The following is a 12,266-nucleotide window of genomic DNA, read 5'->3' on the forward strand; positions in this document are numbered from 1 at the left end:
AGTCGGCCGGTGAACATCCGGCTCGGCTGGCGCCTCGCGCGCCTCATCCTTCATCTGCTGCAAGGCCTGGTGACCTGCGCGCTGGTCTTCCCCTGGGCCGGCGTGCCGCTGCGCGAGCGCCTGGTGCGGCGCTGGTCGGCGCGCCTGCTGGGCATCTGCCGGGTCCAGGTCGAGCGCGCCGACGGCGCCGCGCCCTTGCAGCACGCGCTGATCGTGTCGAACCATATCTCCTGGCTCGACATCTTCGTCATCAATTCCCTGCATCCCTGCCGCTTCGTGGCCAAGGCCGAGATCCGCGCCTGGCCGGTGCTCGGCTGGCTGGTGGCACAGGCCGGCACCGTCTTCATCGCACGCGGTAACCGGCGCGACCTGCGCCACATCTTCAAGGGACTGGTGGATGCGCTGGCCCAGCACCAGCGCGTGGCCTTCTTCCCGGAAGGGACCACGGCCAGCCAAGGCAGCCTGCTGCCCTTCCACGCCAACCTGTTCGAGGCGGCGATCGACGCCAAAGTGCCGGTGCAGCCCTATGCGCTGTCCTATCTCGACGGCGCCGGCGGCTGGCATCCGGCGGTCGACTACACCGGCGAGACCACCTTCGTGGACAGCATCTTCCGCATCATCGGCGGCGAACCGGTACGCGCCCGCCTGGCCTGTCTGGCGCCGATCGAGGCGGTGGGGGCGCATCGGCGGGAGTTGTCGGCTGCGGCGCATGAGGCGATCGGGGCGGCGCTGGGCGTGTCCGTACATTAAAAACTCGTCATTCCCGCTTTCGCGGGGATGACGGTGAATCACTTCTTCCCGCTGTGCGGCCTGTATTCAGGACAATCCACCTGCAACAGCGCCCGGTCATCCAGACAGACCGCCGTCAGTTTCCCACCCCAAACACAGCCGCTGTCCAGCCCCACCAGATTCGACCGCAGCACCAGTCCCAGCGCCGACCAGTGCCCGAATACCACCGTCACATCGGCCGTGCGGCGGCCCGGGACGTCAAACCAGGGCAGCAGGTCCGAGCCTTCCGGTCCCTTGTCGCTTTCCTTGTGCAGGAAGTCCATGCGGCCATCCGGCCAGCACAGGCGCATGCGGGTAAGCGCGTTGACGATGCAGCGCAGCCGGGCTATGCCGGTCAGGGCGTCGTCCCAGCGGTCCGGCTCGTTGCCGTACATCTGGGCCAGGAAGTCGACCCAGCCGTCGCCGCGCAGCACCGCCTCGACTTCGCCCGCAAGCTGCATGGTCTGCTCGGCGCTCCACTGCGGCGGCACACCCGCATGCACCAGCAGGTGCGCATCGACGAACATCGCCAGCGGGCGCCGGCGCAGCCAGGCGATCAATTCGTCGAGGTCGGGCGCGGCCAGGATCTCGTCCAGGGTATCCGAGCGGCTGGCCTTCTGGACCCCGGCCGCCACCGCCAGCAGGTGCAGGTCGTGGTTGCCGAGCAGGGCATCGACCCGGCCCTGGCTGGCTTCCGACAGCGCCTTCATGCGCCGCAGCGCGGTCAGCGAGGCCGGCCCACGATTGATCAGGTCGCCGACGAAGAGGATGCGCGCTTCGTCCATCGAACGCGCGTCGGCGGCGATACGTTCCAGAAGGAGGCCCGCTTCATGGGCGCATCCCTGCAGGTCGCCAATCACATAAGTTTTCATCATGTGACGATACTAATATATCTGGCATTTCAAAATGTAAAAATCGGGTCCCTGGCGGCCGACGCCGGGGAAAATGCCGATCTTCGTCAATCGGAACCGGGCGTGAGCACGTAAACTGCTGGGTTCTGGACGGCGCCCTTAATCCAGTACAATGCGCCGGTATCACGATATTTTGTGGTGCATTTATCCCGGCATGCATATCAGGCGCGTGGCCGGCTATTGCATTTAAAAAAGAATAAATGTTTTCATTCCTTCTGAGCTTTGTCTCTTCTGCATTGCTGACCCTGCTGGTCATCAAGCATTCGAAATTGCACGGCCCTGCGCTCGACAACAATTTCAATGGTGTCCAGAAGGTGCATTCGCACGATGTCGCAAGGATAGGCGGACTGCCGATTTTCCTGGCGGTTGCCATCAGTGCGGGAATCTCGGCATGGCGGGAGCCTTCGCTCGGTTTTTGGCTGCTGGCGCTGCTGGTATGCTCGTCGATTGCATTCGCCGGTGGAATCGTCGAAGACTATACCGGCAAAGTGCGACCCTCGCGGCGCCTGGTATTAACCATGATTGCAGCCCTGCTCGGATATCTGGTGCTCGATGCGAAAATCGCACGCTTCGATATGCCCTTCATGAGCTGGAACCTGGTCTCGCCATGGATCGTGCTGCCGCTGACGATACTGGCGGTGGCCGGGATCGCGAATGCGGTGAATATCATCGACGGCTTCAACGGACTGGCCAGCGTGGTCACTATCTTCATGCTGGTATCGCTGGCCTATGTCGCCTGGCAGGTGGGCGACATGTTCGTGCTGGTGTCGGCGCTGACGGTGGCCGGCGCGACCGCCGGTTTCCTCATCTGGAATTATCCGGTCGGGCTGATTTTCCTCGGCGACGGCGGCGCCTATTTCATCGGTTTCATGCTGGGCGAGCTGGCCATGCTGCTGGTGATGCGCAATCCCAGCGTATCGACCTGGTATGCGGCATTACTGTTGATTTATCCGGCATTCGAAACGATTTTTTCTGCTTATAGGCGCATGTTCGTGCGGGGGAAATCGCCGGCAATGCCCGACGGGATTCATCTGCATAGCCTGATTTTCCGCCGTATCGTCCAATGGACCGTGGGCCGCAAGGAAGCGCGCGCGCTGATGAAACGGAATGCACGCACATCGCCTTACTTGTGGTTGTTTTCATTGACCGCGGTTATCCCGGCAACGGTGTTCTGGCGGAATACCGGACCTCTGATATTCTTCTGTTTGTTGTTCATTATCAGTTACGTTTGGTTGTACGCGCGTATTGTTCGATTCAAGTCCCCACGCTGGCTGATTTGGAACAAAAAGAACTAACCAATTATTGTAAATAGTGTATATTGCGACAATTGGTGAGATTTAGCTAAAATCTGTTTCAACTTAACATTGATAAAGGAACGACGATGGATCTGTCTAATATGTCCTTGGGCGATTTGCGCAACCTGCAGGAGCAGATCAAGCAGGAGATGAAACAGCGTGAGCAGCAGGATCTGCAAAAAGCGCGCGAACAGATCATGGCAATCGCGCAAAGCGTGGGCCTGCCCCTGAAAGACCTGATCGCCACCGGCGGCCGCGGCGCCAAGTCCGGCGGCAAATCGGGCTCGGGTTCGGTTGCCGTCCGTTTCCGTAATCCAGACAATGAATCCCAGCAGTGGACCGGCCGCGGCCGCCAGCCGAAATGGGTCAAGGAATGGGTCGAAGGCGGTAAATCGCTGGACAAACTGCGCGTCTGATTCATTCCCGCATTCGCCGCCGCTGATCTGCGGCGGCGGAATTCCGGCATCGGTTCCGATTGCCGCTCGTCGTTCCCAAGCCTCCTGCTTGCCATTACAATGAAGCTCTTTTTCCTTCAAGGTATAGGCAATGGTCCCTCTCTCGAAAACGATCTTCAAGGCATATGACATCCGCGGCGTGCTAGATAGTACGCTCGACGCCGGCATCGCGAGGAAGATCGGCCAGGCATTCGGCGCGGCGGCGCTGGCAAAGGGGGAACGCAAGGTCGTGATCGGCCGTGACGGCCGCCTGTCCGGCTCCAGCCTGTCGCAGGCACTGGCCGAGGGCCTGCGCGAAGCCGGCGTCGACGTGATCGACCTCGGCATGGTTGCGACGCCGATGGTGTACTTCGCCACCAATGTGCTGGGCGCGCGCAGCGGCATCATGGTCACCGGCAGCCATAACCCGCCCGACTACAACGGCTTCAAGATGGTGCTGGCCGGCGAAGCGATCTACGGCGACGCGATCCAGGCGCTGTACCAGGCCATCGAGCGCGGCGACTTCAAGCCGGCAGCCACCCAGGGCGCCTATGCCACCCACGATATCAAGGACGAATACATCCAGCGCATCGCCGCCGACGTCAAGGTCGCGCGTCCGATCAAGATCGCGGTCGATGCCGGCAACGGCGTGGCCGGCGCCTTCGTCGGCGAGCTGTATCGCGCCATGGGCTGCGAAGTGACGGAACTGTTCTGCGAAGTCGACGGCCACTTCCCGAACCACCACCCGGATCCGGCCCATCCGGAAAACCTGGAAGACCTGATCGCCGCCGTGAAGAATGGCGATGCGGAACTCGGCCTGGCCTTCGACGGCGACGGCGACCGCCTCGGCGTGGTCACCAAGGATGGCCAAATCATCTTCCCGGACCGCCAGATGATGCTGTTTGCCGCCGACGTCCTGTCGCGCAACCCTGGCGCCGAGATCCTCTACGACGTCAAGTGCACGCGCCACCTCGGCCCCTGGATCGAACAGCACGGCGGCCGCCCGCTGATGTGGAAGACCGGCCACTCGCTGGTCAAGGCCAAGCTGAAGGAAACCGGCGCCCCGCTGGGCGGCGAGATGAGCGGCCATATCTTCTGGAAGGAGCGCTGGTTCGGCTTCGACGACGGCCTGTACACCGGCGCGCGCCTGCTCGAGATCCTGACCCGCGAAGCAGATCCGTCGGCGGTGCTGAACGCGCTGCCGAAGGCCAGCAGCACCCCCGAACTGCACCTGCACCTGCAGGAAGGCGAGAACTTCGCGCTGATCGAAAAGCTGCGCAAGGAAGCCGCATTCCCGGGTTCGGACCGCGTGGTCGACATCGACGGCCTGCGCGTCGAGTACCCGGACGGCTTCGGCCTGGCGCGCGGCTCGAACACGACCCCGGTGGTGGTGCTGCGCTTCGAAGGCGAGACTCCGGAAGCGCTCGAGCGCATCCAGAAGGAATTCGCCCGCGTGATCCTGGCCGCCAGGCCCGACGCCCATCTGCCGTTCTGAGTGAGTAGAAGTTGAAGATCCTGCTGGTGCGGGTGTCGTCCCTCGGCGACGTCCTGCACAACCTGCCAATGGTGGCCGACATCCTGCGCCACCATCCCGGCGCCCAGATCGACTGGGTGGTGGAAGAGGGCTACGTCAGCCTGGTGCGCCTGAATCCGCATGTGCGCAAGGTGATCCCGTTCGCCTTGCGCCGCTGGAAAAAGGGGCTGCAAGACAAGGCCGTGCGCGCCGAGCTGCGCGGTTTCTTCCGCGACCTGCGCGCGGAACAGTACGACTACGTGTTCGATACCCAGGGCCTGATCAAGACCGGCATCATCATGGCCGCCGCGCGCGTACGCCCGGGCGGGCAGAAGGTCGGCATGGCCAACGGCACCGAGGATTCCGGCTACGAAGGCGTCTCGCGCATCTTCCATAGCCGCAGCATCCCGGTGGCGCCGCGCACGCATGCGGTGCAGCGCGGCCGCGAGGTGGCCGCCGCGGCGCTCGGCTATGCGATCGACAGCCCGCCCGATTTCGGCCTGCCCGCGCCCGACCCGGCGCGCCGCCCGGCCTGGATGCCGGCCGGGGACTATGCCGTGTTCTTCCACGGGACCGCGCGCGATGCCAAGAAGTGGGCGCCCGCTGACTGGATCGCGCTGGGCCAGGCGCTGGCGCCGCTGCCCGTTCTGCTGCCCTGGGGCTCGCCGAAAGAGAAGGAAGAAGCCGAGCGCCTGGCTGCCGGACTGCCGAATGCGAGCGTGCTGCCCAGGCTCTCGATGATGGATGCGGTCGAGCTGGCGCGCCATGCGGCGCTGGCGGTCGGTGTCGACACCGGCCTGACCCACATCGCCGCGGCTTTCGTGCGGCCGACGGTCGAGATCTACGCCGATTCGCCGCGCTGGAAGACCGAAGGCAACTGGTCGCCGCGCATCGTCAACCTCGGCGATACCGGCCATCCTCCGGCTAGCGGGGACGTCATCCGCGCTGCGCAGCGCCTGCTGGAGCAGTCCTGATGCGCCTCCTGTATTCCTTCCTGTGGTGGCTGGCGATGCCGCTGGTGCTGGGCCGCCTATGGTGGCGCGGACGCAAGGAGCCGGGCTACCGCCGGCACCTGGGCGAGCGCTTCGGCTACTATGGCCCGACGCCGGGGCCGGACCAGCAGCTGCGCCGCACGATCATGGTCCACGCGGTGTCGGTGGGCGAGACCCGCGCCGCCGAGCCCCTGGTCGAGGCCCTGCTGCGCGCCTGGCCCGATTGCCGCATCCTGCTGACCCACATGACGCCGACCGGCCGCGCGACCGGCAAGGCGCTGTTCGGCAAGCATGGGGAACGGGTCATTCAATCCTTCCTGCCCTACGATACCGGCTTCATGGTCGGACGCTTCCTGCGCCATTTTTCGCCCTCCGTCTGCATTTTGATGGAGACCGAGGTCTGGCCGAACCTGATCGCAGCTTGCGAGGACCACGGCGTGCCGGTGGCGCTGGTGAATGCGCGCCTGTCGGAACGCTCGCTGCGGCGCGGCCGGCGGCTCAAAGGCATCATGATGGAAGCGGCGCGCGGCATCACGCTGGCGGCGGCCCAGACCGAGGCGGATGCGGCCCGCATTGCCTCGCTGGGCGCGCCGCAGGTGGCCGTCACCGGCAGCATCAAGTTCGACGTGGTCCCGCCCGAAGCCGCGCTGCAGACCGGCGCCATGCTGCGTTCGCATTTCGCGCAGCGCCCGGTGCTGCTGTGCGCCTCGACCCGGGAGGGCGAGGAAGCGCTCATCCTCGATGCGTACCGCGCGCTGGCGGACAAGCCGCCCGGCATGCTGCTCCTGCTGGTGCCGCGCCATCCGCAGCGCTTCGACGAGGTCGCGCGCATGGCCGAAGAGCGCGGCCTGAGCCTGGCGCGCAGGTCGGATCTTCCGGAGCAGGTCGGCGCCGATGTCCTGCTCGGGGATTCGATGGGCGAGATGTTCGCTTACTTTGCGGCCTGCGACTGCGCCTTCATCGGCGGCAGCCTGCTGCCGCTGGGCGGCCAGAACCTGATCGAGGCCTGCGCCGTCGGCAAGCCGGTGCTGGTCGGCGAACACACCTTCAACTTCCTGCAGGCGACCGAGGAAGCCGTCGCCGCCGGCGCGGCACTGCGCGTGCCGGATGCCGCCGCATTGATGGGCGAAGCGGTCCGGCTGCTGAGCGACGACGGCGCTCGCGCACAGATGAGTGAACATGCTCTGAGCTTCGCCAAACGACATCGTGGTGCTACCCTGCGCACTGTTGAACTCTTGCGACAACTTATTGCATAGCTTTTGTTACCATTCTCTTTAGCTTGGATAACGAAAGGGGATGCACATGTTGTGGTCTAATCGTGCGCGAGCAGGCGGCAACGTGGATGGTGGCGTTGCGCTCATGGACGCGCCTGAAATGATGCCGGATCTGGGAGCCGACGCAATGCCGCCGGCGCCGATACCGGTAGTGCATCCTCCTGCAGCGCTCTACAGCCTGCATTTCTGGGTCCGCTATTCGCTGGCCGAATACATCCGCTTCATGTGGGAGCACGGCGGCTACCTGATCCGCCGCCGCCGCATCGGCTGGCCGATGGGCATCTACCTGCGCATCAAGAGCACGCTGGCGGCGGCCCTGCATTTCGTGCTGCTGCAGCGTGGACGCCGCACCTACGAATTCACCATTGACCAGCACGGCATCGTGCGCACCAGCGATACCGGTGTGACCCTGATCGGCTGGGACGACGTGGCGCGCATCCGTACTTACACGAATGGCTTCATGATGGTGCTCAAGCGCGGCACGCTGCCGATTCCCTTCCGCTGCCTGAACGCGAAAGAGGTCGATGCGATGAAGGGGATTGCCGAGGCGCGCGCGGCGGGTGAACTGCAGATGCGGGCGACTGCGTAATCGTAGGGTGGGCACACCGTGCCCACGCCATCAATCGTCGGGGAACAGAACCGGCATCTCGATCGACCGCTTCTTGAGCCCCGCCTTCGCGCCCTCATAATCCGGAAACACCTCGCCCACCACCGCCCAGAATGCCGGGCTGTGGTTCATTTCGCGCAGGTGGGCCAGTTCGTGCACCACCACGTAATCCAGCAGCGCCAGCGGGTAGTGCACCAGCTTCCAGTTCAGGCGGATGTTCCCGGCCACCGTGCACGAGCCCCAGCGCGTGCCCGCCGAGGACAGCGCGAACGCGTTGTAGCTGACGCCGACGCGCGGCGCGTACAGGTCCAGGCGCTCGCCGAACAGGCGCTTGGCCTCGCCCTGGAACCACAGCTTCACCCGTTCACGGATCTGCCATTCCTCCAGCCCTGGCGTCACGCCCACGCGCAGCTCGCGCGCTTCGGGATCGAACACGCAGTGGCTGCGGGTGGCTTCCTGCAGGCGCAGTACGATGTCAGCGCCCAGGTAGGGCAGCCTGGCGCCGTCGACCCAGGCCACAGGCTGCTGCTGCCCGCGCATGCTGCGCCGTTCGCTGCGTTCGAACAGCTTGGTCAGGATCCAGTTCTGCTTGGCGCGGATGGCGCGTTCGACGTCATCCAGCGGCGCACGGCGCGGCGAGGTCACGTGCAGGCCCTCGTCGCTGATCATGAAACCGTGCGAGCGGCGCGCCGAGCGGCGCAGCACGTAATGGACGGTATGCGTTCCGAGCTGGATCTTGCGCAGCGGCGCATCGTTGGGACCGACCGGCGGCACCGGCAGGGTGGGAGTGGGCCGGGTGGGCGCCTTGAACAGCGGGGCCGGCGCCTTGTGCGGCGCCGGTGGCGATGCGGCAGGTTTGAATGCCGCAAACAGTTCTTGCGCGAACAGCTCGAGCTGCGACGCGTCGGTCTTGGGGGAGGTCATGGTGGGCTGCAGCGATGGTGCCGATGGTGCTTTGAATGGTGCTGTCGTCTGCGCCCCCAACTCGTTCAGGTACCTCAGTAGGCGTGGGGCGAAATGACGCGCATTTCCGATTCTATCCAATTTTCGACCTCTTGCATCAGACTGTCGGGAGTGTGGTTTTCCGGCGAAATCGGCTTGCCGATCGAGACGGTGATCAGGCCGGGGCGCTTGATGAAGGAATTCTTCGGCCAGCACTCGCCTGAATTATGTGCGATCGGAACCACCACGGCGCCGGTTTCGATGGCCAGGCGCGTGCCGCCGCTCTTGTACTTGCCCTTCTGGCCGACCGGAATGCGGGTCCCTTCGGGGAACATGATGATCCACTGGCCGTCGGCGAGGCGACGCTTGCCGTGCCTGACCACGTTGGCGAAGGCGTTCTTGCCCTGCTTGCGGTCGATCGGGATCATGCGCAGCAGCGCCATGGCCCAGCCGAAGAAGGGGATATAGAGGATTTCCTTCTTGAAGACGAAGACCAGCGGATGCGTCATGTTCGGCAGCAGGAAGATGGTCTCCCAGGCCGACTGGTGCTTCGACAGCAGGATCGCCGGCCCGTCCGGCAGATTGTCGTAGCCCTTGAATTCGTAGCGGATGCCGCACAGGACCTTTGCGCACCAGATGATGAAGACGTTCCAGCGCGAAGTAATCCAGAAGCGCGTGTTGTACTTGAAGGGCGCTGCGAGGAAGCAGACGCAGGCCCACACGACGGTGGCGACCACCATGACGATCGTGAACAACAGGGAGCGCAGGAACATTGTGGCAGTACGCAAGAAGGGTCTCCGGGACATGAGGGCGGCGGCCTGGTCGGACTCGGTGGAGCTCGACCAGGCTCGGCTCAGCTTAGCAGATCAGGCGGCAGTCGGGCTAGAGGCAGATTGCTTCAGGAAGGCGGTGACCATCGCGGCCAGGTCGGGGAAGACCTGGGTGCCGGGTGGCAGGCCGCCGGTGGCCTGCGTCTTTTCGCCCTTGCCGGTCAGGACCAGGTAGGGCGTGCAGCCGCTGATGAAGCCGGCCTGCAGGTCGCGCAGCGAATCGCCGACGGTCGGCACGCCCTTCAGGCTGAGCTTGAAGCGCTTGCTGATTTCCTCGAACATGCCGGCTTTCGGCTTCCTGCAGTCGCAGTTGTCGATCGCGGCGTGCGGGCAGAAGAAGATGGCGTCGATGTCGGCGCCGACCAGCTGGGCCGCCGCATGCATCTTCTGGTGGATCGCGTTCAACGTGGTGATGTCGAACAGTTCGCGCGCGATGCCGGACTGGTTCGACGCCACCACCACGCGGTAGCCGGCCTGGTTCAGGCGCGCAATCGCCTCGAGCGATCCCGGAATCGGGATCCACTCGGCCGGCGACTTGATGAATTCGGGGGAGTCATGGTTGATGACCCCGTCCCGGTCGAGAATGACGAGTTTCATGCTGCCAGTTTCGAGATGTCGGCCACGCGGTTCATCATGCGGTGCAGGATGGCGAGCAGGGCCAGGCGGTTGTTGCGCAGCTGGACGTCTTCGGCCATCACCATCACATCGTTGAAGAAGGCGTCGACGTCGTCGCGCAGCTGGGCCAGGGTCTTGAGGGTGCCGCTGAAGTCGCCGCGCTCGAAGGCGGCGTCCACTTCCGGCTGCACGCGCTGCACGCTGGCGTACAGCTTCTTCTCGGCCTCGTCCTGCAGCAGGGCGGCATCGACCGCGCCGGCTTGCGCCAGCGCTTCCTCGTTCTTCTTGAGGATGTTCGAGATGCGCTTGTTGGCGGCGGCCAGAGAGGCGCTTTCCGGCAGGGCGGCGAAGGACTGCACCGCTTCCAGGCGCTGTACCACGTCGTCGACGCGGTCCGGGTTCTGGGCCAGCACTGCTTCCACTTCGTTCGGCGAGAAACCGCGGTCGCGCAGCAGGCCGCGCAGGCGGTCCAGCATGAAGGCGGTGACCTCGACGCTCGGGTCCTTGAAGCCGGCCTGGCCTTCGAAGGTGGCGACGGCATCAAGCAGCAGTGCGGAGATCGGCAGCGGCAGGCGCTTTTCGAGCAGCATGCGCGTCACGCCCAGCGCATGGCGGCGCAGCGCGAACGGATCCTTCTCGCCGGTCGGCTGCAGGCCGATGGCCCAGATGCCGACCAGGGTTTCCAGCTTGTCGGCCAGCGCCACGGCCAGGCCGGTATTCGTCGCCGGCAGGGCGTCGCCCGAGAAGCGCGGCTGGTAGTGCTCGGAGGCGGCCAGCGCCACTTCCTCGTTCTCGCCATCGTTGCGCGCGTAATAGGTGCCCATGATGCCCTGCAGCTCGGGGAACTCGCCGACCATGTCGGTCAGCAGGTCGGCCTTGGCCAGCTGGGCGCCGCGCTCGGCCAGGGCTACATCGTAGCCGAGGCGCTGGGCGATGTTCGATGCCAGGCGGGTCACGCGCTGGGTGCGTTCGAGCTGGGTGCCAAGCTTGTTGTGGTAGACCACGTTGGCAAGCAGCGGCAGGCGCGAGGCCAGCGGCTTCTTCTTGTCCTGCTCGAAAAAGAACTTGGCGTCCGACAGGCGCGGGCGCACCACGCGCTCGTTGCCGCCGACGATGGCGCTCGGATCGTCGGTCGCGATGTTGGAGACGATCAGGAAGCGCGAGCGCAGCTTGCCGGCATTGTCCGTCAGCGCGAAGTATTTCTGGTTGGTCTGCATGGTCAGGATCAGGCATTCCTGCGGCACCGACAGGAACACGTCCTCGAACCGGCACTCGTACACCACCGGCCATTCGACCAGGGCGGTGACTTCATCCAGCAGCGATTCCGGCATCAGGACCTGGTCGGCGCCGGCCTTGGCCAGCAGCTGGGTGCGGATGGTTTCCTTGCGCTCGTCCGAGCTGGCGACCACCTTGCCCTGGTCCTTCAGCACGGCGGCGTACTGGTCGGCGTGGGCGATATCGAAGGACTGGCCATGCGACAGGAAGCGGTGGCCGAGGGTGCTGCGGCCGGCGTCGAGGCCGAGCAGCGACAGCGGCACCACGGCATCGCCGTGCAGGGCCAGCAGGGTATGCACCGGGCGCACGAACTGCACGGTCTCGCCGTCCGGGCGCTGGTAGCTCATGACCTTCGGGATCGGCAGCTTGGCGACGGCATCGATCAGCACCGGCTGCAGGCCCTCGGCCAGCTGGCTGCCCGGCGCGGTGTGGCTGTAGAAGAAGCTCTCGGCTTTGCCGTCCTGGGCGCGTTCGAGGTCTTCGATCTTGAGGTCGGGGAAGCCCAGCGCGGCCAGCTTCTTGGCCAGCGGCGCGGTCGGATTGCCGTCCTTGTCCAGCGCCACCGCGACCGGCAGCACCTTTTCGCGGATCGCCTTGTCCGGCGAGGTCGGACGGACATTGGTGATAGCCACGGCCAGGCGGCGCGGGGTGGCGTAGGCGGTGACGACGCTGTCGGCTTCCAGGAAGTCGCGCGCCTTCAGGCCATTGGCGATGCCGTTCGCAAAAGCGGCGCCCAGTTTGACGAGGGCTTTCGGCGGCAGCTCTTCGGTCTGCAGCTCAATTAACAAGGTCTGGTTCATGATCGTTCTA

Annotated in this window: 12 protein-coding genes; 7 read left to right on the forward strand and 5 right to left on the reverse strand. The window is 64.9% G+C overall.

What is annotated here, in order from left to right; genetic code table 11:
• Positions 1-9 precede the first annotated feature (9 nt).
• Positions 10-750, forward strand: coding sequence for a lysophospholipid acyltransferase family protein (locus LQV39_RS00405; RefSeq protein WP_230019653.1), 741 nt, complete (start codon positions 10-12; stop codon positions 748-750).
• Between the two features lie 38 nt (positions 751-788).
• Here LQV39_RS00405 and LQV39_RS00410 read toward each other — a convergent pair whose 3' ends face one another.
• The gene (locus LQV39_RS00410) at positions 789-1,640 is read right to left on the reverse strand and encodes a symmetrical bis(5'-nucleosyl)-tetraphosphatase (RefSeq protein ID WP_230020112.1); all 852 of its coding nucleotides are present in this window, start codon (positions 1,638-1,640) and stop codon (positions 789-791) included.
• A gap of 239 nt (positions 1,641-1,879) precedes the next feature.
• Between LQV39_RS00410 and LQV39_RS00415 the strand changes: the two genes are divergently transcribed.
• The 6 genes from LQV39_RS00415 to LQV39_RS00440 all read left to right on the forward strand — a co-directional run bounded on the left by LQV39_RS00415 (position 1,880) and on the right by LQV39_RS00440 (position 7,776).
• Positions 1,880-2,974, forward strand: a complete 1,095-nt coding sequence (locus LQV39_RS00415; RefSeq protein WP_230019654.1) for a glycosyltransferase — start codon at positions 1,880-1,882, stop codon at positions 2,972-2,974.
• Between the two features lie 86 nt (positions 2,975-3,060).
• Positions 3,061-3,390 (forward strand): H-NS family nucleoid-associated regulatory protein, encoded by a 330-nt coding sequence (locus LQV39_RS00420; RefSeq protein ID WP_230019655.1) that lies wholly within the window; start codon positions 3,061-3,063, stop codon positions 3,388-3,390.
• Between the two features lie 130 nt (positions 3,391-3,520).
• Positions 3,521-4,903 carry a phosphomannomutase/phosphoglucomutase gene (locus tag LQV39_RS00425; protein WP_230019656.1) on the forward strand — a complete coding sequence of 461 codons (1,383 nt, stop codon included), beginning with the start codon at positions 3,521-3,523 and terminating at the stop codon, positions 4,901-4,903.
• A gap of 11 nt (positions 4,904-4,914) precedes the next feature.
• Positions 4,915-5,895: a lipopolysaccharide heptosyltransferase I gene (gene waaC / locus LQV39_RS00430; protein WP_230019657.1), complete on the forward strand. Its 981-nt coding sequence runs from the start codon at positions 4,915-4,917 to the stop codon at positions 5,893-5,895.
• Complete coding sequence (gene waaA / locus LQV39_RS00435; RefSeq protein WP_230019658.1) at positions 5,895-7,169, forward strand: lipid IV(A) 3-deoxy-D-manno-octulosonic acid transferase; 1,275 nt, start codon at positions 5,895-5,897, stop codon at positions 7,167-7,169. Before waaC ends, waaA begins: the two co-directional genes overlap by 1 nt.
• 169 nt (positions 7,170-7,338) lie before the next feature.
• Positions 7,339-7,776, forward strand: coding sequence for a YcxB family protein (locus LQV39_RS00440; protein WP_230019659.1), 438 nt, complete (start codon positions 7,339-7,341; stop codon positions 7,774-7,776).
• A gap of 30 nt (positions 7,777-7,806) precedes the next feature.
• On the opposite strand, the gene LQV39_RS00445 is transcribed toward LQV39_RS00440, so the two are convergent.
• The 4 genes from LQV39_RS00445 to glyS all read right to left on the reverse strand — a co-directional run bounded on the left by LQV39_RS00445 (position 7,807) and on the right by glyS (position 12,256).
• A complete protein-coding gene (locus LQV39_RS00445; RefSeq protein ID WP_230019660.1) occupies positions 7,807-8,718 on the reverse strand; it encodes a M48 family metallopeptidase in 912 nt (303 codons plus the stop codon).
• A 74-nt stretch (positions 8,719-8,792) separates the two neighbouring features.
• Complete coding sequence (locus tag LQV39_RS00450) at positions 8,793-9,509, reverse strand: lysophospholipid acyltransferase family protein (RefSeq protein ID WP_374199394.1); 717 nt, start codon at positions 9,507-9,509, stop codon at positions 8,793-8,795.
• Positions 9,510-9,602: 93 nt separating this feature from the next.
• On the reverse strand, positions 9,603-10,163 hold the full coding sequence (gene gmhB, locus LQV39_RS00455) for a D-glycero-beta-D-manno-heptose 1,7-bisphosphate 7-phosphatase (RefSeq protein WP_230019662.1): 561 nt from the start codon (positions 10,161-10,163) through the stop codon (positions 9,603-9,605).
• Positions 10,160-12,256, reverse strand: a complete 2,097-nt coding sequence (gene glyS / locus LQV39_RS00460) for a glycine--tRNA ligase subunit beta (RefSeq protein WP_230019663.1) — start codon at positions 12,254-12,256, stop codon at positions 10,160-10,162. The genes gmhB and glyS overlap by 4 nt, the downstream gene beginning before the upstream one ends.
• Between the last annotated feature and the right edge of the window lie 10 nt (positions 12,257-12,266).

It is taken from the genome of Massilia sp. Bi118, assembly GCF_918697865.1.
Taxonomy (GTDB): Bacteria; Pseudomonadota; Gammaproteobacteria; order Burkholderiales; family Burkholderiaceae_D; genus Telluria.

Excerpts from the sequence above, each read along its gene's own strand:
- LQV39_RS00410 (WP_230020112.1), bottom strand. The coding sequence starts at position 1,640 with ATGAAAACTTATGTGATTGGCGACCTGCAGGGATGCGCCCATGAAGCG.
- LQV39_RS00415 (WP_230019654.1), top strand. The coding sequence starts at position 1,880 with ATGTTTTCATTCCTTCTGAGCTTTGTCTCTTCTGCATTGCTGACCCTG.
- LQV39_RS00420 (WP_230019655.1), top strand. The coding sequence starts at position 3,061 with ATGGATCTGTCTAATATGTCCTTGGGCGATTTGCGCAACCTGCAGGAG.
- LQV39_RS00425 (WP_230019656.1), top strand. The coding sequence starts at position 3,521 with ATGGTCCCTCTCTCGAAAACGATCTTCAAGGCATATGACATCCGCGGC.
- waaA (WP_230019658.1), top strand. The coding sequence starts at position 5,895 with ATGCGCCTCCTGTATTCCTTCCTGTGGTGGCTGGCGATGCCGCTGGTG.
- LQV39_RS00445 (WP_230019660.1), bottom strand. The coding sequence starts at position 8,718 with ATGACCTCCCCCAAGACCGACGCGTCGCAGCTCGAGCTGTTCGCGCAA.
- LQV39_RS00450 (WP_374199394.1), bottom strand. The coding sequence starts at position 9,509 with ATGTTCCTGCGCTCCCTGTTGTTCACGATCGTCATGGTGGTCGCCACC.
- gmhB (WP_230019662.1), bottom strand. The coding sequence starts at position 10,163 with ATGAAACTCGTCATTCTCGACCGGGACGGGGTCATCAACCATGACTCC.
- glyS (WP_230019663.1), bottom strand. The coding sequence starts at position 12,256 with ATGAACCAGACCTTGTTAATTGAGCTGCAGACCGAAGAGCTGCCGCCG.